Raw genomic sequence first — 25,913 nt, 5'->3', positions numbered from 1 at the left:
TAAAGGAGGGAGTTGTTATTTTAAGTAAGCAATAAAACTATTATTAATCCAAATCACCCCATATCAGGGGTGATGAAGTTTGGACAATTTAAATCAATCAAATTTTTTAAGTATGAAACTACAATATTCTACAAAATTAAAACATTTCCATTTATTATTCATAACACTCCTTTTTACTACAATGAGCTACTCAATCAATGCACAAGTTAAAACGGAAGCTTTGTGGAGCGACATAAATGAAGCGACAATTGTCGAAAAAAACGACAGGCAAATCATCCCATTATTTTATAGAACAGTTGATTTAAATATAAATCAGTTGGAAGCAGTTTTAAATCAGGCACCAAGGGAATTTACAGAAGGCGCAAAAACAGAAAAAGTTGTTATCAGTCTTCCAATGCCCGATGGAACATTCAGTCGGTTTTACATAGTAAATTCACCGATAATGGAATTAGAACTTGCCGTAAAATATCCAGAGATACAAACTTACGCAGGCCAGGGAATTGACGATCCGACTGCTACAGTCCGTTTTGATTTAACACCCGCAGGATTTCATGCGATGATCCTTTCTGCTAACGGAACGGTTTTTATCGATCCATACAGCAGAGGGAATATAGATAATTATATCAGCTATTATAAAAAAGATTTTATTGTAGATGAATCCAGAAGGAAAGAATTTATTTGTAACTTCGAAACCGATTTTGATATGGCAAAGGAAATATCTGATCTGATAGCTACCGGATTGACTAAATATAGCGGGACCCAATTACGCACATATCGCCTCGCTGTTGCAGCTACCGGTGAATACACTGCATATCATGGTGGTACTGTTGCAAAAGGACTTGCTGCAGTAGTTACCTCAACCAATCGTGTAAACGGTGTGTATGAAAAAGAAGTTGCAGTTCGAATGGTGCTGGTAGCTAATAACGAGATAATTATCTATTCAAATTCTGCAACGGATCCATATACCAACAGCAGTGGAACAACGATGTTGGGTCAAAATCAAACCAACCTTGATGCTGTAATTGGTAATGCAAATTATGATATTGGTCATGTCTATAGCACTGGTGGTGGTGGTGTCGCGGGTTTGGGTGTGGTTTGTCGTACCAGCAATAAAGCACGTGGTGTTACCGGCTCACCTGCACCTATTGGCGATCCATTTGATATTGATTATGTAGCACACGAGATAGGACACCAGTTCGGCGGCAATCATACATTTAACGGTGATGCTGGTAATTGCTCAGGAACTAATCGAAATGCAAGCACGGCATATGAACCCGGCAGCGGTTCAACTATTATGGCTTATGCGGGGATCTGTAGTCCACAGGATTTGCAAATGAACAGTCATGATTATTTTCATCTTGCAAGCATTATGGAAATTGTTACTTATACAACTTTAGGTTCCGGGAATGGTTGCCCTGTTATCACATCCACCGGAAATGATCCACCCGTGGTAAATGCCGGAACGAGAGGTTTTTCAATTCCTATTAACACTCCTTTTACTTTAACCGGTTCTGCGACTGATCCGAATAATCATCCACTTACTTATTGCTGGGAGGAATATGACTTGGGAGCTGCCGGAGCGCCCAATTCACCTGTGGGAACGGCACCCATTTTCAGAAGTTTTAGAGGAGTTACAAGTCCATCGCGTACATTTCCGAAAATAGCCGATATAATTAATAATACACAAGTTATGGGTGAAATTCTCCCTTCATATGCGCGGGGATTGAAATTCAGATTAACAGCCCGCGATAACCGCTCAGGCGGCGGGGGCGTGGGATGGGATTCGATTTCTTTTAGTGTAACAAATACTGCGGGACCGTTTCAAGTAACTTCTCCGAACACAACACTTTCATGGGCAGGCAGCTCTTTACAAACGGTTACATGGAACGTTGCAAATACAAACCTCTCTCCAGTCAATTGCAGTAATGTTAAAATACTTCTCTCCGGCGATGGTGGTTATACATATCCATTTGTACTTGCGACAGATACTCCAAATGATGGATCAGAGATTATTACTATACCGAACATCTCAACATCACAAGCACGAATTCGTGTAGAAGCAGTGGGCAATATTTTCTTTGATATATCAAATGCGAATTTTAGTATAGTTCCATCCTCAATTACTGTTACAGTTCCTAATGGTGGAGAAGCTTGGGTAATAGGAACCAGTCAATCGATAACTTGGACCTCTACTGGTGTTACAAATGTGAAAATTGAATACACAATGAACAACGGAACAGACTGGCTGACTATTACTGAATCAGTTCCTGCGAGTCCGGCTTCTTTCCTTTGGACAGTTCCTAATACTGCCACTACACAGGCACGAATAAGAGTATCAAGCGCTACCGTTTCGAGTCTTTCTGATATCAGTAATAATGTTTTTTCTATCCAATATCCACCATCAATCACACTCATAAGTCCCGATGGAGGCGAACTATATCCAATCGGTTTTCAAAAAAATATTCAGTGGTCTTCAATTAATGTTTCAGGAAATGTTAAGATTGAACTATCGAGGGATGGAGGTTTAAATTATGAAGATATATTTGCAAGTACTCCGAATGATGGTAGCGAAAATTGGATTGTCAGTGGGATGACAACTGAAGAAGCAAAGATAAAAATAACAAGTCTGAGTTTACCTACTATTTTTGATGTAAGTAACTCAAACTTTTATATCAGAACTGCAACGATTACAGTAACGTCGCCAAACGGAGGTGAATCGCCCAGAGTTGGTGTACCTTATCCAATAAATTGGGAGAGCCAAAATATGTTGGGTGAAGTTCGAGTTGAATTATCACGCAACGGTGGTACGAGCTACGAAACAATTATTGCTACAACTGATAATGACGGAAGCGAAATGTGGACTCCCGAAAATCCTTTATCCAATTCAACACGTATCCGCATATTGGCGGTAGGCAATCCAAGTATTTTTGATGAAAGCGATAATAACTTTTATATTTATCCTCAAGATTTTATTACTATAACATCGCCTCTGCTGAACGACAATTGTTTAATCGGGACAGAGTATCCGATCACCTGGGAATCGTTTGGAACGAGTGGGTTCGTTAAAATAGAGCTTTCAAAAAATTCGGGATCGAACTATCAAACTCTTTCTGAATCAACCGCTGATGATGGAATCGAACATTTAACTTTTTCTTTACCTACCACGGCTCATGCATTAATTAAAATAAGTGATGCAGCATATTCTGATTTTTCTTCTACCTCTGAAGTATTTCTCATCGGCGTATATGATTCAATCAAATACAGAGCCGGATGGAACATACTATCTCTTCCCTCAATTGCGGTTCCAAATTCAAAGTCTCAGATATTCCCCGATGCAATCTCAAATATATTTGGGTATATAAATAATGCTTATGTTACCACCGAAACAATTCAGAACGGAAAAGGATATTGGGTAAAATTTGCCAAGGATAGTACTACCCTCTTTATTGGCGCTCAACGTTTATTCGATACCTTAACTGTTTCCAACGGATGGAATTTAATAGGTGGGATTAGTGTACCGATCGGCATTTCAAATATCACGAGTGACCCGCCCGGTATGTTGTCATCTCTCTTCTACACGTATAAACAAGGATACAAATCGACTGATACGGTCTATCCGGGGGACGGAGTCTGGGTGAAAGCTAATCAAGATGGCCGCTTCATTTTTAATCCGAACAATTCTGTACAAAAAAATAGTGCTTTAAAATTTGCGAAAGCTATCAGAAATCTTTCTTCAATCCGGTTCAAGGATAAACTCAATAATTCACAAGTTCTATATTTTTCTAATAATATAGAACAGACCGACGAATATTCGCTTTCTGCACTTCCACCCCGTCCTTATGAAAATCTTTTTGATGTGCGGTTTCAATCAAATAGATTTGTAGAAACTAAAAATTTAAAATCTAATAACGAGTTTCCAATCTTGTTTCAAGGAATCGAATTCCCACTTACTGTCCAATGGAATATTCAAGATGAAATCAAACCACTATTCAGTGTTGACGGTAAAGATTATCCGATGGTAGTGAAAGGGGAACTAATTCTCACAAATTCCTCGATCTCCAAGATGACATTAAAACTTACGGAGAAAGAATATTCAGGATTACCGTCAGAATTTCAACTTTACCAAAACTATCCAAATCCTTTCAATCCGACTACGAATATCAGGTATGCTCTGCCGAAAGCATCTTTTGTTAGTTTAAAAATATATAATATATTGGGTATAGAAATTTCCGCATTAGTTAATGAATTCCAGGAAGCCGGTTACTATGATGTAGATTTTTCTATTGATCAAAAAAATAAATTAACTTCAGGCGTTTACTACTATCAGATAAAAGCTGATAATGTGTTAATCACTAAAAAAGCTGTTGTATTGAAATAATAAGTAATAAGTATTATTAAATTTAAAGGTTATCTATGCACAAGAAATATTACCTACTATACATGATGCTAATCATCATATTAACAACATCTATTCTCCAAGCTCAAACAGAAAAGCAACGAGAATGGCTTTTAAAATTTGCTGCCGAGCAAGAGATAATAGAAAAAGGTTTAAAAGCTGAAGCTGAAGTAATTGCAACTGCCCGCAAGGTACCTATACGTACCGAATATCCTGATGGAACAATAATAGAATTGATGCGATTCGAGAATAATCACCCCGTTTATTACATTACCGAAAGTAATTTGAACGCAGCGAAAACAATTTCGACCGACAAAGTTTGGCCCGGTGGAACTGGAGGTTTTTCTTTAACAGGTATTACAGATACTGTTGGTGAATGGGATGGTGGAAAAGTACGTAATACACACCAAGAATTAACAGGCAGAGTAATTTTAGGAGATGGCGCATCAACATTAAGCGACCATGCGACACACGTAGCAGGAACTCTGATTGCTACAGGTGTTGATGCTGCGGCTAAAGGTATGTCGTATCAAGGAAGGTTAAGAGCTTACGACTGGAACAGCGATGCAACCGAGATGGCAACCGCCGCTGCAACTAATAGATTAAGGGTATCAAATCATTCCTACGGTCAAATTACCGGATGGCTATGGAGCTATTTTAACGATAATAGATGGTACTGGTTTGGAACTCCTTCTATTAGCTCTGTAGAAGATTACGGTTTTGGATATTACAGCACTCGCGCACGAGATTGGGACAACATAATGGTTAATGCACCTAATTATCTGATAGTTAAATCAGCGGGTAATGACCGCGGCGAAGGTCCTACTGGTACTGTTGAGCATTATATTTCTGATGGAGGAGGTGGATGGACTTTAGTAACCGCCCCTCGTAATGTGGATGGCGGAGCACTCGGATATGATTGTATTCCATATTATGGAACGGCAAAAAATATTATGACGGTTGGGGCGGTAAATATTATTTCAGGTGGATGGTCAGGGTCAGGTAGCGTTGTCATGTCCTCATTCAGCGGATGGGGACCTACAGATGATGGAAGAATTAAACCGGACATCGTGGGCGCTGGCGTTGGTTTGAGATCTTCTGTTGCTACTTCCGATATCGCTTATGATACTTATGATGGGACTTCAATGTCATCTCCAAATATTACCGGCTCAATTGGATTACTGTTGCAACATCACAGGAATTTAAATGGTACAACTCCATTGCGTGGGTCAACAATGAAAGGTTTAATTATTCACACCGCCGACGAAGCAGGATCGGCTAACGGTCCCGATTATCGGTTTGGTTGGGGGTTAATGAATACACTAAAAGCCGCACAATTAATTACCTCTGATAAAAATGCTGGGAATAATTATAATATCAGAGAAATGGTTTTGAATAATAATGATAGTATTGTAATAAATATTCCGGGTAAAGAAACAGCAGCTATAAGAGCAACAATTTGTTGGACTGATCCAGCGGGAACACCACCACCTGCATCCCTTAATCCACCAAACCCGATGTTGGTTAACGACCTCGATTTAACTCTTACACGCGATGCTTCAACATTTTTCCCTTGGATTTTAAATCCAAGCAATCCAGCTACCGCTGCCACAACCGGCGATAATTTCAGAGATAATGTTGAACAAGTTTGGATTCAATCTCCAATAGCTGGAAACTATGCAATAAAAATTAAGCACAAAGGAATACTTAGTGGTGGTAGCCAAGCTTTTTCACTTTTGATTTCAGGTATCCAGCCCCTTGTCGTATTCAATCCGCGTGGAGGTGAAGTTTGGCCCGTCGGTTCCACAAAAACTTTGAAATGGGCGGCTGTTAATTATACAGGAAATGTCAAAATTGAAATTTCTCGAAATAATGGAACTACCTATACTACTCTTATTGCCAGCACCACAAACGACGGTGAACAAGATTGGGTTGTTACTGGTCCGAATTCTAGCTTTTGCAAAATCCGAGTTTCAAGTATTGAGAATCCTTCAATTGTTGATTTCACAAGCACTTTCTTTTCAATCGTAACTCCATCATTAACCTTAACGTCGCCAAACGGCAGCGAAGTTTGGAATGTTGATAGCGTGCGAAATATTACATGGAATTCAGCAAATCTTCATGGAAAAGTTCGTATCGAAATCACACGCGATAATGGGATAGCTTTCGAAACATTATTTCCTGAAACTGACAATGATGGTTCAGAACCTTGGATTGTTACTGGCCCTGCATCTAATCAAGTTAAAATAAAAATTACTAGCGTTGAGGTTCCTTCTCTCACCGACATTTCCGATGCATCTTTTACTATTCTAGTTTCTTTCCTCACTCTAACATTTCCGACTGGGAATGAAGGTTTGCTCGTGAATAACACTTATGATATCTCTTGGTCTTCATATCTGGCAGGAGATAATATGAAGATAGAATTATCTCGCGATGGAGGACTATCTTACGATGTATTATTCAACAGCACTCCAAACGACGGCTCTGAACAATGGCTGGTTAACGAACCAACGACTCATCTAGCCCGGATAAAAATCAGTGAGATTGGGAGCGAACCTGTAAAATTTGCTTCCAGCCTTAATTTTACAATTGGTATTATGGATTCTGTTCTATATGATGCAAATTGGAATATTGCCTCAATTCCTATGAGAACAGCAGAAAATCGTAAAACGATTCTCCTTCCCTCAACCGGAACAGCGTTCACATATTCTCCATCAAGCGGCTACTCTGTTGCCGATATTCTCTCATATCTTGATGGGTTCTGGATTAAATATTCTTCACCTGTTAACCAAAAATTTGTGGGTGTACCGGTAGAAGAGGATTCAATAAATGTATATGCAGGATGGAATTTGATCGGAAATCTTTCCATTCCACTTTCTGTTAATGATATCACATCAGTCCCAACATCAATAATTTCTGCGGGCATTTTTGGTTTTTCGGAAAGATACAGTCAGCCCGATTCACTAAAACCTGGGAAAGGTTACTGGGTTAAAGTTTCAGAAGATGGTATTTTAAAATTGAAAAATGGAACTGGCTATTCTAAAATGAATGTGATTACAGAAAGTGTTGGTAAATTCAATTCAATTACTTTTAAAGATGCTACAGGAAAATCACAAACTCTGTATTTCTCGGATGACAAAGCAGATGAAGAAAATCGGAGTTTTTATGAACTTCCACCGTTGCCGCCTCAACCTTCTTTTGATGTAAGGTTTAGCACACATCGGCTTTTTGAATTGTTCAACCAATCTCAAACAGATGGAAAAAGAGTTGTGCTGCAATCACTTACATATCCAATTTCCATCGCATGGAACGTAGTGCAGGATAATTCAAAATATCACTTAACAAACGGATCGACTATTCTTGCAGATATGAAAGGATCCGGTTTCACGATGGTTAATGACGAATTAGAAAGTACCATATCTTTGAAAAGAATCAGTTCGTTCGAGGCACAACTTCCAACCGAAACGGCACTTTCTCAAAACTATCCAAACCCGTTCAATCCGACAACGAATATCAGTTATCAAATATCCGAAGCGGTACACGTTCGATTATCTGTTTTCGATGTGTTAGGGCGTGAAGTTGCTCTTATCGTCGATCAACCACAAGAAGCAGGATTTTATTCAGTTCCGTTCAACTCATTAACTATAAAAAATAATTTAACAAGTGGAATTTATTATTATAAATTGAATGCAGGTGTAAAAGTCTTTATTAATAAGATGTTGCTGCTCAAATAATTAGCCGCCTCCATTTAACAGAGAGCCAATTTCAAAACGGAATTGGCTCTTTTTTATTTAATGTGTAATTTTTATAAAAAATGAGTATATTTAAACATCAAAAATTAAATATTTAAATGGTTATGAAATATCGTATTATCGTATTATCAATTCTTTTATTAACAATTAAACAAATAAATTTTTCACAGGTTGTGGAGCTTCTCAGCAAGGAAAAATTAATTGAATTAGCCAAGTCTGGTCAATTATCAACATTATCACCTTCGCAGTTACGCTCAAAAATTGCTCAACTCGGTATCAGCGAGTTGGAAGTAATACAGTATGCCCGCGAAAAAAATATTGACCTCGAACAATATTTTAAACAAGAAACTGCGGCTAAGGCTACAATCGAACCACCGAAAGTTACAGAGTTAGAAAGACAGATTCTTCAAACTCAGGTAGCGCCTCGCTCCAAAATTGTGTCCGTACCCGCTTTCCGTAATCGCCCGCCTGCCGATTCATTGCCACCTTATGGTTTCGATATATTTCGATTAGCACCGAGTACGTTCGAACCGCTCGTAAATGTTCCGACTCCCGCATCGTATCAGATTGGAGCGTCAGATGAAATAATCGTGAACGTTTGGGGGCAGACGCAGTTAACGTATCAACTGACTGTTACGAGAGATGGATTTATAATTATTCCGAATGTTGGAATAATTCAGATTGCAGGTTTAACAGTGAAGCAAGCCCAACAAAAATTATTAACACAAATGAGTCAAGTTTACGAAGGATTACGCGGCGGCGGTTCCGATGCAAACACATTTTTAGATGTATCGCTTGGGCGGCTAAAAACCATACAAGTTTTTGTTATGGGCGAAGTTCAGCAGCCGGGGGGTTATTTATTGAGTGGGTTTTCAACAGCTTTTACTGCATTATACTATGCGGGAGGTCCTAATGTGAATGGTTCGCTTCGTAAATTACAAATCATCAGGGACAGTAAAACAATTGGCGAAGCCGACTTTTATGAGTTTGCATTATATGGTAGAAAAACAGGCGATGTAAGGTTGCAAGATGGCGATGTTTTATTTCTTCCTCCTGCCGGTAAACGAGTTGCTATCGAAGGAAGTGTTTTTAGAAATGCTATATACGAATTAAATCAAAACGATAATCTTGCTAACCTGATTATGATGGCAGGAGGTTTAAGCTTTGATGCCTACTTAAAGCGAATACATATTGAACGCATAATACCATTTGATCAAAGAACTGATTATGGTAAGGATGTTCTCGATATCGATCTGGATTTTAATACTAAAGATGAATTGATGGAAAATAAATTTATTTTGGAAGATGGTGATGTAGTTTCAGTATTGTCAATTAACCGAGAAAGAGAAAATCTTGTTACTATTCACGGAAATGTATGGAAACAGGGAAGATATGCGATTACCAACAATATGACCGTTAAAGATTTAATATTGAAAGCCGACAGCTTGAAAGAAAATGCATTCATGGAACGTGCTACTATTGTCAGAACCCGTCTGGATGATAAGAAGAAGGAGGTTCTTTCGTTTAATTTGGAGCTTGCTTTAAGAGGGGATGAAAATAACAACCCAAAATTGCAGCGATTGGATATGGTAACAATTTACAATAAAGATTTTTTTAAACCACCTCAGTATGTGATTATTAATGGAGCTGTGCGTAACCCAGGCAGATACGAAAGAGCAGAAGGAATGACAGTTGCCGATTTAATTATTACAGCCGGTGGAACTCAGATAGGTGCTGACCTTTCACGAATTGATGTTGCCCGACTCGATACAACCGAAGAAAAAAAGATATCAAAAGTCATCCATACATCCTTACCGGAGGATTACTGGACAAGCGAACGTTCAAAAGACATTGAATTGGTGGATTTTGATATCGTATCCATAAGGATGAAACCGGAATTTAAAAAAACAAAAACAGTCACAGTTAAAGGCGAAGCAAAATATCCCGGCGTTTATGCAATTCAATATGAGGGTGAAAGGTTATCTAATTTAGTCAAACGCATTGGCGGATTTAAAGAAACTGCCTACAAAGAAGGAATCCGGTTCTTCAGGTCAACGGATATTGGAAGTGTTGATTTAAAAAATATATCCCAAACAATATCACCGATGTTTGATACACTCGGAAAATCCCAAACTACAGCAATGCGGCTGGCACAGGAAGATGTTCCGATTGATATTGGGGATGTATTAAAAAATCCTGGATGTCTGGCAGACCTCATTTTGGAAGAGAATGACGAAATTATTATCCCGCGCGATCCGGGTGTTGTATATGTGCAAGGACAAGTTCAGCTGCCGTCATCAGTACCATATACTAAAGGAGCTTCTCTTTCCTATTATTTAAAGCAAGCTGGTGGTGTAACTGAAAATGGAGAAAAATCGAATACAGTAGTAGTATTACCAAACCGCCAGAAGTGGGAATCGAGCGGCTTTTTCCTGATACCTGATTCGGAAATATTATCAGGTTCTACAATAATGGTTCCAATGAAGATGAAAGAAACCGCTAACACATTGCAAATTTTGCGTGAGTGGGCATCCATATCGTTGAGTACTGCAACTGTCGGTGTGCTTATATGGCAGGTGCTGAAGAAATAAAATTAAAAGAAAATATGATAGAAAGAAGGATTTGGCAGACTTGGAATGGATATGTCTGATGAAAAATAAAAATATATTTCGATAAAGATCTTGTCGCGAATTTATTGTTACTGGTTAACAGCGGTTGATAGTAAAACAGGACAACTATTTATGATTAATTCCAGGAAAGTAATTCTACTAAAATAATTTTATTCACACGTGGGTATTAATAAAGCCGTCCCGATAATCATGGACGGCTTTATTATTTACTTGATGATACAAATTATCCTGAAATTGTTGGTAAATCTTTGATATCAGTTCTTTTAAAAGTGGTTTTTGCAGCGCCCAATAAAACATCGTATATCATGCTGTTGCTTCCATATAACAGTGATTTTGCATCGTACCCTAATATTCTTAGGACAGAAGCAACTGCGGCACTCGTTTGACCTGTCCAACAATATATTACCACAGGTTGATTAGCTGGGAGAGTTTTTAAATTAGTTGCTAATTTTAAGTCTACTTTTGGTGTATATTGTTTTGCCCCTGGAATATGTCCTAAAGTTGTATAATCTGCCATCGTCCAATAGTTCGCAATATAATAGCCACTTGGATTACCGAAAGCAGTTGCTTCTGAAATAGTGGCTTCAGTAAATCCTCGTTGTAACAGAGTATCGACACGTGCTATAAGTATATCACGCCCTGTAGCTTTTCCGGTATTCAAAACAGGCGTAGCTCCAATTGGAGCTTTTGCAACTGAGTCTGTTACAAATTGGCCAGCACGTGCATTACTACGTTTTGTCCACCAGTAATTGTGTGCTAAACTTGAATCCCATGCACTCATGCCGTACTTCATTGAAGTAACATTTGTGTGTCCTAATAATCTCATTAGCGAAGCACCATACTGTGAGGTTTGTCCTGAGTAACAAACGAGAACAATTTTTGCCGGCTTTGCTGTAAGAACATTCAATGAGTCAACATATTTTCTTAAGTTGGCTAATGTAGTGTTTTTTGCCCATTTCATACGTTTCGCAGTGAAATCGCCCGCTGTGCGTAAATCAACTACCGTTTGAGACATGCCGATTGAGTCGAGACCGTTATAAACATCGATGGCATCTATAAGAACTGGTGCGGCAACGTTCAGATAATCGCCTCCGGCACCTTCTAAGTATTCAGCTAATACTTGAAACTCGTTAACTGGAGGGGGTGGAGGGGGTGGTGTAACTGCATCATCTTTACATCCCATTATAAATAATGAGAACGCCATAACGATAAGCAAAAATAAGTTTAGTTTTTTCATGGTTTATCCTTTAATTAAATGTTGATGTTATTATTTATTATTTATTTTTAATTTTATTAATTCCATCCTGCCGGTAATTTACCGTCAACCACTACGCTGTTATTAGCATTAATTTCCCAATCTCGAAGGTCTGATCTGAAAAGGTATATCCCTTTATTCCTTCCATCAATAATATGACAGTTGTCATAACATGCTTTACCTGCTTCAACTCTTGTACGAGAAGTCCATTTTATATTGCTGTGTGGTGTAGCGTATTTATAAGTAGGCTCAATATCAAAATTTGTAAGATTTGGGATTCCCCAATTCTCGAAAGCATCAGGCGCTCCGGGAGCTTGACGAAGAACAGCGTATTTATATTTTTTAATTTGTGGAATCGGATTCATTCCTATTTTATAACCCACATAAGCAGGGATGCGGGCGCCTGTGCCAACATGACAGCTACCACAGTTGTTATAATTTTGTGAATGACAAACTGAGCAGCTCAAATCATTAAGATGCTTTGAATGATATTGATTCGAAGTTGCCAGACCTGTATGACAGTTTTCACATTTTGGTAACAGTGCCATTTGATATCGTTGTTCGTATTTAACTCCGTTGCCGTGCAGCTCATTTTTTGTATGGCAATTGATGCAGTGCCCGTTGCCAAGTTTAGTTAAGTGAACGTCGGGTACGGTTCCAATACCTTCACCAAAATATGCATGTCCACCTCGGCTAACATGGCAAGCAGTGCAGTTGTCGCGGATATTTGGAGTTTTCTTAATTTCATGTCCCCATAACAAACCACCGCCAGAAGCAGCAGGTCGTGAGATATGACACTTACTACAAGTTGCATGGCATTTACCACAATTTTTATCGTATTCTTTTTTTGCTATTGTTGTCAATTGATCATACGAAGTTAATCCCGCACGTAAACTAACCCGTTTTTTTTGTCCCCAACCTTCCGCGTGTAAACTATTTTGGAACCTTCGGTAAATGGAAGAATGGCAAACTTGGCATTTATTATTTTCTACACCCGATGGGTTACTTATGAAATTATTTGAATGGGCTTTATTTTTATCGATGATATTATCCACACCGCTATGGCAATACACACAACCCTTTTTACCGTGAGAAGAATTCAAAAAATTTTGTGCACCCGAACCTCCCATATACACTCGGTCGTATGGCGGAAAGTATGGAGTCGCACCTCCACAACCACCACCATCTTCAGGCGGGGTTTCAGGGTCAGCTAAAATTTTTAAAGCTTCATAATTTGTATGGCATCCAACGCAAGAATTCGTACCAACAAGCCGTTCGTCTATCGGTTCAGTTATATCATCCTTTTCCTTCGAGCAACCTGCAAGAAGCAACAGCATTAGTGAAATTAACGTCGTAAGTTTTAATATATTTCGCATATATCTCAGTTTTTATTAGTTCTCAATACGATTTATTGTCTATACAGTAAATTGTTAATAGCAATTAATATGCCGTAAAAAGTAGCTACAAAAAATCAAAATATTAAAGCTTGTTAAAATATTTTTTCATTTCTGATAATATAAAAATATTCTCAACCAAAAATAAGAAAACAAAATTTTTCGTTTAAATCCTTGAACATTACCTAAAAGTTGTTTAAATTGAAGCGTCTTTTTAATAATTATAGGTCATCAAATGAAATTTATTCTCTTTTCTTTATTATTTCTTATTTTTACAAATTCTTTTTTAGGAATTTCCCAAGTAAATATTAAATTCGAAAAATATATTCTTCCGAACGGTTTACAAGTTATCCTGCATCAAGATAACTCAGTTCCTTTAATTTCGACAAATATTTGGTATCATGTCGGCTCGGCACGTGAAAAATTAGGTAAGACCGGTTTCGCGCACTTATTCGAACATCTGATGTATGAAGGTTCCGAGAATGTTCCTGACGGAAGATACGATGAAGTAGTAGATGGATCAGGTGGACTGAACAATGGATCAACGAGTAACGACAGGACAAACTATTGGACTTTAATTCCGAAAAATTATTTGGAACCAGTTCTCTGGCTTGAGTCTGACCGGATGGGATTTCTGTTGGGAGCAATTACACAGGATCGACTTGATATTCAGCGTGCAGTTGTGAAAAACGAACGCTGGCAAAATTATGAAAACCAACCTTATGGTATGGCAAATGTAAAACTCATACCAAAACTTTATCCTCCCGATGCACCTTATCATTGGCTTACCATTGGTTCACAAGAAGACTTAGATGCTGCTTCACTCGATGATGTTAAAAATTTCTTTAAGCAATATTATGGACCTAATAATGCAAGTTTATGTATCGGAGGCGACATCGACATAAACGAAACTAAAAAATTAGTAGAAAAATATTTCGGTGATATTCCACCAGTTCCTGTTGTTCCTAAGGCTACTCCCATCGTCCACAATTTAAGTGATGCTAAGAGATTATTGTTAGAAGACAAAGTAGAACTTCCCCGATTATATATTTATTGGTTATCGACTCCCAATTTTGCTGATGACGATGCCGCACTCGATTTACTCGGACAAATTTTAGCGGAGAGTAAAAATGCACGTTTATATAAATCGTTAGTTTACGAAAAGCAAATCGCTCAGGAAGTTTACGCCTTCCAGTATGGTCAGGAATTAAGCGGTTATTTCGGGATTGTTGTAACGGGTAAACCCGATCAAACATTGAAACAGCTCGAAACTGAAGTTACTGCCGAACTTGAAAAAATTATTAGAGAAGGTATTTCCGATAGGGAATTGCAGCGTGTGAAAAACAGCACCCGTGCAAGTTTTATTTATCGCTTGCAGCAAGTTGGCGGCTTCGGCTCAAAAACTGACCAATTGAACAACTATAATGTTTTTTTAGGCGATCCGGGAAACTTCAATTTTGATCTTGAACGTTATCAGAAGGTTACTAAAGAGGATATCAAAAATGTTGCTGCAAAATATTTGCAAAACAAAGGGAGAGTAATTTTAAGTGTCGTTCCAACCGGTAAATTAGAATTTCAGGCAGGAGAATAATTATGAATAAAATATATTTAAAATCAGTTGTCTGTTTTCTATTAATATTTATATTTATTGGATCTACATCCGCACAACTCGACCGCTCTGTCGAACCACAATCCGGTCCCTCATTTAAGATGTCGATTCCGAAAATCGAGAGGGTAACGCTCGATAATGGATTACGCATTTTGGTAGTCGAACATCGCGAATTACCTGTAGTTCAAATTCAGCTTGTTGTCCGTTCTGGCGCCGATGCTGATATTCCAGAAAAAGCTGGCGTTGCAAGTTTAACTGCCGATATGATTGATGAAGGGACAAAAACCAAAACATCTCTTCAAATTGCAGATGAATTGGATTTTATAGGGGCATCTGCTGCAACATCGGCAAACTACGATGCGAGTATCGGCAGTTTGTTAACTCTCAAAGAACATCTCTCCAAAGCGATGACAATATTTTCGGATATTATCTTGAATCCAAATTTTTCCGAAAACGAATTCGACAGATTGAAAAGCGAGTTGCTCACAGATTTACTATCCCAGAAAGTTCGTCCGGATATTATAGCCAGTAATATTTTCAATGCAAAAGTATTTGGTTCGCAACATCCATACAGTCAATCAGTTGATGGCTCCGAAGAAACCGTAAAAGATATTAATCTCAACGATTTGAAAGAGTATTACAATAAATTTTACGCACCAAATAATGCTTCTGTGATCATCGTTGGGGACATTACTAAAACTGAAGCAGTTGCAGTTGTGAAACAATTTTTCGGTAACTGGAAAAAAAAGAAAATTCCACCTCCCAAATTATTTAATCCCCCAATATCAACTGAAAATAAGATTTATTTGGTCAATAAAGATAAAGCCCCGCAATCGCAGATAAGGATTGGCAACATTGGGATTGAACGCCGCTCACCCGATTTTTATGCAGTAAACATTTTAAATCAGATATTAGGTGCATCGAACGGAAGACTGTTCTTGAATTTAAGAGAAGCTAAAGGTTATACCTACGGCGCCTATGCGAATTTTGCGATGCGTAAGTCGGCGGGACCGTTCGTTGCTTATGCAGGTGTGAAAACTGAAGTTACAGATAGTGCGTTAATTGAATTCTTAAAAGAAATCAATCGTATCAGAGATGAACTTGTTACCGATTCTGAATTCGAGTTATACAAAACCGCAGTTATACAACGCTTGCCTCGCATCTTTGAAACACCGGCACAGATTGCGGGTCAATTAATGGCTTTGGAATTATTTAATCTGCCCGATGATTTTTTCTCAACATTAGTCGAAAATTATAAAGCTATCACTCCGATAGACATACAGAGCGCTGCCCAAAAATATTTGCATCCCCAAAATTTAACAGTCGTCGTTGTAGGGGATGAAAAAAACATAAGAGAAAAAATTGAGAAGTTAGGTTTCGGTAAAATAATTTTGTGCGACGAAACCGGTAATGAACTATAAATTATAACCAGAAAGGAATTTTATGAAAGCTAAATTATTTTTATTCTTATATTTAATCGGTTTCGCTTTTGCCAATTCACAAGACGAAACACGCCTCCTGCGTTTCCCAGCAATTCACAAAGACCAAGTTGCATTTACATACGCAGGCGATTTATATACAGTGTCTTCAAACGGCGGAGTTGCACGTAAACTTACAAGTTACGAAGGTTACGAAATGTACGCACGGTTTTCACCCGACGGCAAAACAATCGCTTTCACAGGTGAGTACGACGGTAATCGGGAAGTTTATATAATACCATCAGAAGGCGGCGTCCCGAAACGCTTAACTTATACTTCAACTTTAGGACGCGATGATGTCTCGGATAGAATGGGACCGAACAATCTCGTGATGGGGTGGAAGTCGGATAATAAAAGCATCGTTTATCGTTCGCGTATGCGCGAGTTTAATGATTTTAAAGGGCAGTTGTATCTCGCATCTGTTGATGGAGGAATTCCTGAGCAGCTTCCATTACCGCGCGGTGGGTTCTGCTCATTTTCACCGGATGATTCAAAGTTAGCATACAATCGTGTGTTTCGTGAGTTCAGAACTTGGAAACGTTACCGGGGCGGTATGGCTGACGATATTTGGATTCATGATTTCAAGACTAAGAAAACCGAAAACATTACCAACAATCCCGCACAGGATATTATCCCGATGTGGATCGGAAACAAAATTTACTTCCTTTCCGACCGTGATGAAAACACAAGAATGAATTTGTTCGTTTATGATATTGCTGCAAAACAAACAAAGCAATTAACAACTTTTAAAGATTTCGATATTAAGTTTCCATCGGGCAGCTCAAATGCTATCGTGTTTGAAAACGGCGGTTACATTTATCGATTCGATGTTGCTACAGAGAAGGCAGAAAAAATTCCAATCAAAATTGCCGACGATTTAGTAACCGGCAGAACACAGTTATTCGATGCGAACAAATCAATCACGAATTACGAAATATCTCCCGATGGCAAGCGCGCTTTGTTTGGCGCTCGCGGTGATATATTTACAGTTCCGGAAAAATATGGCAACATCCGCAATCTTACTAAAACTCCGGGCGTTCACGAACGCAATTCGCTGTGGTCGCCGGACGGGAAATATATCGCATATATATCGGACGCAACAGGCGAGGATGAAATTTATCTGGTCCCCGCCGATAATTCAGGCACGGCTCAACAATTAACTACTGGCTCCGATACATACAAGTATCAAATATCTTGGTCGCCCGACAGCCGTAAAATAATGTGGGCTGATAAAATGCAGCGACTCCGTTATCTCGACATCAACACAAAAGTAGTAAAAGATGTTGTGCAAGCAACTCTGTGGGAAATTAATGATTACGTTTGGTCGCCAGACAGCAAATGGATCAGTTATGCAAAACCCGAAGCCGAAGGAATGACAAAAGTGTATTTATATTCACTCGAAACGGAGAAAAATTTTGAAGTAACAGTTGGTATGTATTCGTCTACTCGACCATGTTTCAGTTCTGACGGTAAATACTTGTACTTCATTTCCGACCGTGATTTTAATCCAATCTATGGCCGCACCGAATGGAACCACATTTATTTAGATATGTCGAAAATATATCTTGTTACATTGAATAAAGAAATTAAATCACCATTCGAGCCAAAGAGCGATGAAGTTGAAATTAAGAAAGATGAACCTAAGCAAGATAAACCGGAAAAAGATGAAAAGAAGAAAGATGATAAACCAAAGAAAGCAGAAGTAGTTCTAAATATTGATGTTGATGGTATCAAAGACCGTATCGCTGCACTACCAATAGATGCGGCTGATTACAGAAGTCTCGCTTCGGTAAACGATAAATTGTATTACATCAAACGCGGCAGTAAAGACACGCTCTCGTTCTTAAAGATGTATGAATTTGATAAACTCAAAGAAACCGAATTAGGAAGTATAGACGGTTTTGAAATTTCAGCTAACGACAAGAAGATGTTAGTTTCAAAGGACAGGCAATACGCTGTTATTGATATACCCACAGCAAAATTAGAACTGAAGGAGTTTTTGAAAACAAGCGGTATGGAAATGATGTTAGACCGCCACGCCGAATGGAAACAAATTTACAACGAGACGTGGCGACAGATGCGCGATTTCTTCTACGCACCAAATATGCACGAAGTGGATTGGGCAGCAGTAAAGAAAAATTACGAGCCCCTTGTTCCGTTCGTTAATCACCGTGCTGATTTAACTTACATAATCGGTGAGATGATCGGAGAATTGAATGCAGGCCACGCTTATGTCGGCGGAGGTGATGTACCAAGTCCGAAAAGAATTCAAACCGGATTGTTAGGCGCACAATTCGAGCGCGATGCACAATCGAAATATTTTAAAATTAAAAAGATTTTGAAAGGGGAGAACTGGACCAAAAACATCAGCTCTCCTTTAACTGAAATTGGCGTAGGCGCCAAAGAGGGCGATTACATTATTGCTATAAATGATAAGCCGACTAACCGATTGACAGATTTATTCGAACCGCTTGTAAACACTGTCGGTAAGCAAGTAAAGTTGAAACTCAACTCGCAGCCCACCGAAAAGGGAAGTCGTGATGTTGTTGTAATTCCGATTGCCAATGAGAGCGGTTTATATTACTACAACTGGGTGCAGACAAACATCGCTAAAGTTGATAAAGCAACAAACGGCAAAGTTGGTTATATACACGTTCCCGATATGGGAGTTACGGGTTTGAACGAATTTGTAAAATACTTTTACCCGCAACTGCGCAAGAAGGCGTTGATAATTGATGTACGAGGTAACGGCGGCGGCAATGTTTCGCCTATGCTCATCGAAAGGTTACGGCGCGAGCTGGCAATGTTTACATTTGCACGCAACACGATCCCTTCACCCGATCCGTCGGCGATGGTTTGGGGACCGAAGGTTTGCTTACTCGATGAGTTTTCAGCATCCGATGGTGATTTATTTCCTTATCGTTTTCGCAAATACGGACTTGGTAAACTTATCGGCAAGCGTTCGTGGGGTGGTGTTGTTGGTATCCGCGGTACACTTCCGTTGCTTGATGGTGGATTTTTGAACCGTCCTGAATTCTCCCGCTTCGATGAAGAGGGGAAATGGATAATTGAAGGCGTTGGAGTTGAACCGGATATTTTTGTAGATAACGACCCGGCAAAAGAATTCGCCGGAGTGGATGAGCAGCTCAACAAAGCCATTGAAGTAATACTCGATGAACTGAAAACTCAGGAGAAGAATATTCTTCCGATTCCGCCGTATCCGGATAAGAAGAAGTAAAATAACATAACCGGTACGACGGACCCGCCCGACCGTTTCGTTCGGGCGGGCTTCAGTCAGTCAGAAAAGCACAGACAGTCGGTACGACGGACTCTTAGTCTGTCGAAGAGGCACAGACAATCGACACGCTAAAGCGCCCATCCCGAGCTTGTCGAGGGATATTGTACCCGACAGTTCGGCTTAACCTCCCGAAGGATTTCTAAGATTAAACTCAATCAACCTTTCCGAAGGAACCCTTCGGGTCGGGAGGTTTTCCCTTAGTCAATTTGATAATATCAGTTCTTTCACTATATTCTTATAGTATAATTCTATAACAGGAATTTAAAATGAATAAAATTCAAACACAGTACCTAACAAATGAGGCGGGCGATAAAACTGCTGTGGTGATTCCATTGGAAGAGTTTGAAGAATTAATGGAAGATGTTCATGACCTAGCTGTGATAGCCGAGCGGCGCGATGAACCGACAACGAGCTTTGAAGAATTGAAAAGACAATTAGTTGCCGATGGGCTCTTATAGTATCCACTGGAAGGAATCTGCCAAACGAGATTTGAGAGGTATAGACAGACAACAAATCCCGAGGATAATCGATTCGGTTTCAACGCTTTCTAACGACCCATATCCTAAACAACATCGTAAACTTCTTGGTAGTGAATCAAGCTATCGAATACGAATTGGCGACTACCGTGTAATATATCAGGTCAACGTCCATGATAAAATAATTTTCATATATCATGTTCGCCATCGGAAAGATGTCTATCGTAAAATGTGATTCTTCTAATTCCGCCGTACCCGGATAAGAAGAAGTAAAATAACATAACCGGTACGACGGACTCTTAGTCTGTCGAAGAGCACAGACAATTGACATGCTAAAGCGCCCACCCCGAGTGAGCGCCTAAAGCGCCATGGTGTTCTACACCACTTGTCGAGGGATATTGTACCCGACAGTTCGGCTTAACCTCCTGAAGGTTTTCTAAAATTAAACTCAATCAACATTCTGGAGGTTCGCAACGGCTGTGTTTGCTTTGATAATCATATTATATTTTGTTATAATAATACAGAAGACTTTTTATTTAGCGTATGCCGACGATATTAAGGATTAAAAATTATAGGTTTTTCTTTTTCAGCAGAGAATTTAATGAGCCGCCACATATTCATGTTGAGTCCGATGACAATTATGCAAAATTTTGGCTTGACCCCGTAGAGCTTTCACGGTCAGTCGGTTATGATGCAAGAGAATTAAATGATATTCGTAAATTGATAATAACAAAATGTATTTTATTTAAGGAGAAATGGAATGAGTACTTTAGCCGTTAAGACCGCAGCGTCTTTCATAAAAAATGTATGGTTCGACGATTTAATGCTTCATGCCCGTTTCTTAGACGGACGTGAGGTGAGCGTACCCCTCGATTGGTTCCCAAAATTACGAGATGCGAATAATGAGCAGCGTAACAATTGGCGGTTAATAGGTGAGGGTATAGGAGTTCACTGGGAAGAAATTGATGAAGATATTTCTGTCGAATCGCTGACTAATTTTTAAAAATTGAAAATTTGCAACGTGTGGAAAAAGTGAATCTCCCGAAGGTTTTCTAAAATTAAACTCAATCAAACTTCGGGAGGTTTGCAATCGAAATCGAACTTAAAAAATGACAAAGGAGATATATATGATGTATTATCCCAAAATACTCGCATTCATTTCTTTGTGTTTTTTCTCAATCATTGCTGGTGCACAAACACTTTTCACAAAATACGAAGGAAATCCCGTTCTCCGGGTCGGACACGATGGTTCATGGGAGAGCAAACAAGTCTCGCATCCACGCATACTTTTCGACGGCGAGCTCTATCGAATGTGGTACGCAGGTAATAACGACACTTGCAGGCAAATCGGATATGCAACGTCTGCTGATGGTCTCACATGGGCAAAGTATCCCGGCAATCCCATTCTAAGAGTTGGACCGCGAGGTGCAATTGACGACCACGTTGTTTCACCGGGTGCTGTGGTTTACGATGGTACCAACTACCACATGTATTACACAGCCCGCAGCTATACGAATACTGGAGTGATTTGCCACGCAATTTCTTCTGATGGCATATCGTGGACGAAAGACGACGCCAACAATCCTGTGTTGAAGCGGGGCGACCCGGGTTGGTGGGATGATTACGGATTATCTGCCGGACCTGTTCTCAAGCAGGGCAAACAGTGGAAGATGTGGTACAACGGTTTTCGCTCTGACACACGATGGCAGTCAGGCATTGCTACTTCTTCGGATGGAATTAACTGGATAAAAGACACACTCCATAATCCGCTATTTGAATCAGGTGAGGCAGGCACATGGGACGAGTACGAGCAATGGATTGCCGATGTACTGCCGGATAGTTCCTACTATGAGGCATTCTATTTTGGCAATACGAAACAGCGTGCTATCGGCTATGCGGCTTCAAAAGATGGAATTGCATGGGGAAAGTACGGAGGAAATCCTATTCTCACGACAGAGCATTCCACCGATGATAAAGAAGGTCTCTTTCAATCTTGTGTTGTAAAAGAGAGAGATGTATACAAGATTTGGTATAGATGGCATAACTGCGCAGATTTGTTTTACACTCAGCGCAGCATTCACGCCCGCAAGCGCACAAGAAAAGGCAGACAGAAACTTTGCAGCGAACAAACCGGTAGCGAGCGCGGTGAAGGAAAACAAGAACGAGGCGAAACAGGTCGCGAAGATAGAGGTGCCGAAAGAGATGAAAGTTACTTACGAGAACGGCATCAAGATAGTCGGGGAAAAGACGTTTGATATTGAGATTAAGAAAGGAGATATAAAACAAATTATATACACAAATATAGATGGCGTCGGTAATTGTGCATACGTGGTAGCAGAAAATTGGATTGATCGCGTGACCCCCAATTCTTCATTTGATACCGTACATGTTGGGACATTAAAACCAAAAGATGGAAGTAAGATTTTCACTCATGACGGAGCTATATACGTGTCATCCGATGGCACACTTTTTGCCACAACAAACACAATGATACTGATAATGAAAACAAATACTGTGATTCAGAGGAAATACGCTGATCGCTTTGGAGATGGTTTTCCGCGACTAACCCGCGCAACAATTAGGGAAGGAAATGGGTCAGATGTGGTTGACGTAAGAGATGATGAATTTGCGGGTTTCAAAATTCAGGTATTAAGAACGGGGGAAATGGAAATGAAAAAGGACGAAGTGGCGGCCATCTTTAACTAGCGACCAGGTTGATAATATGGGAAATGCTGAACCCGTATCAAAAAAGGAGCAGAAGCCACCGCTTAATGAAATCCCAATCAATCGACAGCCCATGCTAGAAGGGGGATTGGAAAAAGAGCGCGTTCGGATTCCAAATATTCCAAAATCAGAAAAAAAGAAAGATTTCTCTGCTCTAGTAGGGAAGAAAGATGAAATTGTATCATTTAAAGAATTTGAAGAAGTTATGGAAAAAAAAGATTATTTAAACAAAGAGCACGGACTAATAGTTTCTGCAGATAGTAAATATTATACTGTAACGGGGTTAGGGAAAGAACAAAAATTCAAGAGAACCGAGGAGGGGTTCAATAAACTGCAAGAGTATATGAAAAAAGAATATGGCGCAGATGTTTTCGATCAGTTCACAAAATGGACTAACGAACAACTCCAGAAACTCAACGAGCAGAAAAAATCCCAGCCAAAGGGCGGCAGTCAAACGAAAAAGGAAGGCGAGAAGGCACAGGACAGGGAGGAGAGGAAGAGGCGGAAGGGTGAATATGAGAAAACCAAGGGCATAGCCGAGAAGCACCGTCCAAAGACCGGCATGGAAGAGTCTCTTGAAAAGGACGGCAAAGCCTCTGAAAATAAGGCTGAGCAGGTTCAAAAGCAAAAGCCGCCTGAGGAGAAGAAGGACGCGCCCGCCACCGACTTCTTTACCAAGTCGAAGCAGGACTGACGCTCATTAGACATTGAAGGATGAAAAAACCACGGAGGCCTGGTTGTGGCAAAGAAAAAATATTGCCAATGGTGCTATGACACGCTCATAACTGAAAAGGAGCGCAAGGGCGCGAAAATCACAAGCACGGACAAGTGCGATGGCAAAGTCCACACCGTCGGCTGAAGGGGGAAATCAGCGTAAAGGCTTCTGATGGATGAATGGGTGTTGAACCGGGTTCTTTTTCTGTGAGAAGAAAGCTGAAACTAGAGCAATTCCCTGCCATCGCCGGGCTTGGAGATGACTTTTTCCCCGTCGTAAGCGAGCTTCCCGCGCAGGAAGACCTTTTCTATTTTCCCATATACTTCCCTGCCCTCAAACGGCGTCCAGCCGCACTTGGAGAGGCGGTTCTCAGCGGTTATCCTCCACTTCTTTTTCATGTCCACAAGAACAATGTCCGCGTCAAAGCCCGGCGCGAGCGAGCCCTTGGAGCTGAGGCAGAAGGCAGCCGAGGGGTTATATGCGCACATTTTCACAAGAAGCTCCATTGTTATTTTCTTTTCATGCACTGCGTTGAGCATCAGGGGCAGGAGCGTGCCCACGCCCGGAAATCCCGGCGAGCCGGAAAGCTTGTGCGCTATCAAATGCGGCGCGTGGTCGGATGCAATTATTGTATCATCGTTTATGTTCCGCCACAATGCAGCCTGCTCGCGCTTGTCGCGCAAGGGAGGGTTTATCCTGCCCAACGGCCCCAGGCACCTGATGTCTGCGGTGGACATGAAAAGATGGTTCGGGGTTATCTCGTAGGTCGCGTTTTTGTAGCGCCGGCAAAGCTCTATTTCCAGGCCAGTGGTGAGGTGGCAGATGTGAACGCGCCGGTTCAGCCTCCCTGCCTCGCGAAGCGCAAACTCGCAGGCAATCTGCGAAACCAGCTTGTCCTGCACCTCGTTCTGCCGCTTGAACTTGCCCACACGCTCGGCAATCCGCTCGCGGTCCTCGGCATGAACGCAGACCGGCTTTTGCCGTGGGAATGACTTGAGGTGCGCAAGCGCGGCAAGCTCGAATGGGTGCATTGCCTTTTCTGCGCCTGAAAACCATTCAAAAAGCCTTCCCATCAGCTTCGGGACTTCCTCATGGCTGGGGCAGAGGTTGGCGCCCACGCGCACGTCCACTTGCCTGTAGCGCCCTGCGAGGATGAAAAAGATAAGCGAGTGAAGCGGCAATTGGAGATAAGCGCAGTAAAAGCCGAGCAAGGCTGGGAGAAGGGAGAAGGCAGTCTGGAAACTTTACACAAACCCGGAAGCTTTTGCTGTTGAAATAAACGCATTACCATCAATGGTAATGCTAATTAAACAAAGACCGATGAATCGGTCTGACCTGCGGTTTTAGCATCATTCATGATGCTTTTTCTGTCAGCGTTACCGTTCACGGTAATGCGAAGATAATCGCATAACCATGAATAGTCCGTCAGTTGACGGATGCTGTTGCGAGATAAAAAAAATAAAACAGTGCCCGTTTGTGTATGAGCTATGTTTTAAGCTTGACAAGCCTTTGCCTATTCAGTATATTGTATCATAATGTATTAGGTGAAAAAATGACACATAGACAAATAATGGAAGAACTTAAAAACCTTCCAACAGTCGAACGCTTACGGATAGTAGAAGAAGTTCTTCATCTCATTGAAAAAGATATTACTAATCCTCACGAGTTTCAAATAAGCTCAGGTCTGAAGAAGCAATTAGCTACAGCAGCAAATTCGCTTGTGCAGGATTATAGCAATGATAACGAATTGACAAGTTTCACTTCATTAGATTCCGATGAAATCCGCGCGTAGAGGTGGAGTTTGGTTAATTAATCTTGATCCTGTAATGCTTCAAGGGAAAAGTTACAATTAATATAAAATAATAGTTGGTTAATAAAAATCATAAATTAAGCTGCTTGATTAATGGAGTTCCAATAATTTGCTCTTATCGCTTCTGCATTTTCTAATTTTAATTCTCTTTCAACAAGTCTTTCTACTTTTCTTCCTAAAAGATAATCTTCCGGCGTAAGATAATTAATTGAAGCATGAAGTCTTTTAGTGTTATAGAAATTTACGTAATCTTCAATATAGATCTTAAAGTCTTCAAAGGTAACTGGGGATTTTATTCTTAGACATTCTTCACCAATAGTTCTATGGTAACGCTCAATTTTACCATTAGCCTTGGGATTATTAATTGATGTTTTTA

At 40.1% G+C, this 25,913-nt stretch carries 19 protein-coding genes; 15 read left to right on the top strand and 4 right to left on the bottom strand.

The annotated features are described in order from the left end of the window. Window positions 1–112 precede the first annotated feature (112 nt). The 3 genes from QME58_04160 to QME58_04150 all read left to right on the top strand — a co-directional run bounded on the left by QME58_04160 (window position 113) and on the right by QME58_04150 (window position 10,739). On the top strand, window positions 113–4,378 hold the full coding sequence (locus QME58_04160; protein MDI6803027.1) for a M12 family metallo-peptidase: 4,266 nt from the start codon (window positions 113–115) through the stop codon (window positions 4,376–4,378). Between the two features lie 35 nt (window positions 4,379–4,413). Next, window positions 4,414–8,130 (top strand): S8 family serine peptidase, encoded by a 3,717-nt coding sequence (locus QME58_04155; GenBank protein ID MDI6803026.1) that lies wholly within the window; start codon window positions 4,414–4,416, stop codon window positions 8,128–8,130. A gap of 122 nt (window positions 8,131–8,252) precedes the next feature. Further along, a complete protein-coding gene (locus QME58_04150; protein ID MDI6803025.1) occupies window positions 8,253–10,739 on the top strand; it encodes an SLBB domain-containing protein in 2,487 nt (828 codons plus the stop codon). A gap of 262 nt (window positions 10,740–11,001) precedes the next feature. Here the strand turns inward: QME58_04150 and QME58_04145 are convergent, their stop codons facing one another. Next, on the bottom strand, window positions 11,002–12,015 hold the full coding sequence (locus QME58_04145; protein ID MDI6803024.1) for a rhodanese-like domain-containing protein: 1,014 nt from the start codon (window positions 12,013–12,015) through the stop codon (window positions 11,002–11,004). Window positions 12,016–12,071: 56 nt separating this feature from the next. Beyond that, window positions 12,072–13,409 carry a multiheme c-type cytochrome gene (locus tag QME58_04140; protein ID MDI6803023.1) on the bottom strand — a complete coding sequence of 446 codons (1,338 nt, stop codon included), beginning with the start codon at window positions 13,407–13,409 and terminating at the stop codon, window positions 12,072–12,074. A gap of 253 nt (window positions 13,410–13,662) precedes the next feature. On the opposite strand from QME58_04140, the gene QME58_04135 reads away from it, so the two are divergent. From QME58_04135 to QME58_04090, 10 genes are all read left to right on the top strand, one after another. Next, window positions 13,663–15,018 (top strand): pitrilysin family protein, encoded by a 1,356-nt coding sequence (locus QME58_04135; GenBank protein ID MDI6803022.1) that lies wholly within the window; start codon window positions 13,663–13,665, stop codon window positions 15,016–15,018. Between the two features lie 2 nt (window positions 15,019–15,020). Continuing rightward, window positions 15,021–16,457, top strand: a complete 1,437-nt coding sequence (locus QME58_04130) for a pitrilysin family protein (protein ID MDI6803021.1) — start codon at window positions 15,021–15,023, stop codon at window positions 16,455–16,457. Window positions 16,458–16,479: 22 nt separating this feature from the next. Next, the gene (locus QME58_04125) at window positions 16,480–19,752 is read left to right on the top strand and encodes a PDZ domain-containing protein (GenBank protein MDI6803020.1); all 3,273 of its coding nucleotides are present in this window, start codon (window positions 16,480–16,482) and stop codon (window positions 19,750–19,752) included. Between the two features lie 326 nt (window positions 19,753–20,078). Further along, complete coding sequence (locus QME58_04120) at window positions 20,079–20,270, top strand: hypothetical protein (protein MDI6803019.1); 192 nt, start codon at window positions 20,079–20,081, stop codon at window positions 20,268–20,270. Beyond that, window positions 20,257–20,523 (top strand): type II toxin-antitoxin system RelE/ParE family toxin, encoded by a 267-nt coding sequence (locus tag QME58_04115; GenBank protein MDI6803018.1) that lies wholly within the window; start codon window positions 20,257–20,259, stop codon window positions 20,521–20,523. Before QME58_04120 ends, QME58_04115 begins: the two co-directional genes overlap by 14 nt. 308 nt (window positions 20,524–20,831) lie before the next feature. Further along, on the top strand, window positions 20,832–21,068 hold the full coding sequence (locus QME58_04110; protein ID MDI6803017.1) for a DUF4160 domain-containing protein: 237 nt from the start codon (window positions 20,832–20,834) through the stop codon (window positions 21,066–21,068). Beyond that, window positions 21,049–21,291: a DUF2442 domain-containing protein gene (locus tag QME58_04105; protein ID MDI6803016.1), complete on the top strand. Its 243-nt coding sequence runs from the start codon at window positions 21,049–21,051 to the stop codon at window positions 21,289–21,291. Before QME58_04110 ends, QME58_04105 begins: the two co-directional genes overlap by 20 nt. Window positions 21,292–21,397: 106 nt before the next feature. Next, window positions 21,398–22,543 carry a hypothetical protein gene (locus QME58_04100; GenBank protein MDI6803015.1) on the top strand — a complete coding sequence of 382 codons (1,146 nt, stop codon included), beginning with the start codon at window positions 21,398–21,400 and terminating at the stop codon, window positions 22,541–22,543. Beyond that, the gene (locus QME58_04095; protein ID MDI6803014.1) at window positions 22,491–22,994 is read left to right on the top strand and encodes a hypothetical protein; all 504 of its coding nucleotides are present in this window, start codon (window positions 22,491–22,493) and stop codon (window positions 22,992–22,994) included. The genes QME58_04100 and QME58_04095 overlap by 53 nt, the downstream gene beginning before the upstream one ends. A 16-nt stretch (window positions 22,995–23,010) precedes the next feature. Continuing rightward, window positions 23,011–23,706, top strand: coding sequence for a hypothetical protein (locus tag QME58_04090; protein MDI6803013.1), 696 nt, complete (start codon window positions 23,011–23,013; stop codon window positions 23,704–23,706). A 245-nt stretch (window positions 23,707–23,951) separates the two neighbouring features. On the opposite strand, the gene QME58_04085 is transcribed toward QME58_04090, so the two are convergent. Further along, complete coding sequence (locus QME58_04085) at window positions 23,952–24,845, bottom strand: amidohydrolase family protein (protein MDI6803012.1); 894 nt, start codon at window positions 24,843–24,845, stop codon at window positions 23,952–23,954. On the opposite strand from QME58_04085, the gene QME58_04080 reads away from it, so the two are divergent. Continuing rightward, complete coding sequence (locus tag QME58_04080; protein MDI6803011.1) at window positions 24,819–25,001, top strand: hypothetical protein; 183 nt, start codon at window positions 24,819–24,821, stop codon at window positions 24,999–25,001. The genes QME58_04085 and QME58_04080 overlap by 27 nt on opposite strands. Before the next feature lie 278 nt (window positions 25,002–25,279). Then, window positions 25,280–25,519, top strand: a complete 240-nt coding sequence (locus QME58_04075) for a hypothetical protein (protein MDI6803010.1) — start codon at window positions 25,280–25,282, stop codon at window positions 25,517–25,519. Between the two features lie 95 nt (window positions 25,520–25,614). Here the strand turns inward: QME58_04075 and QME58_04070 are convergent. Next, window positions 25,615–25,913, bottom strand: a 299-nt coding sequence (locus QME58_04070; protein ID MDI6803009.1) for an integrase core domain-containing protein, incomplete at its 5' end; no start/stop codon positions are given.

Source organism: Bacteroidota bacterium (assembly GCA_030017895.1).
Taxonomy (GTDB): Bacteria; Bacteroidota; Ignavibacteria; order UBA10030; family BY39; genus JASEGV01.
Note: the sequence above shows the minus strand (reverse complement) of the source record. Positions and strands in the feature narration are given on the sequence as shown.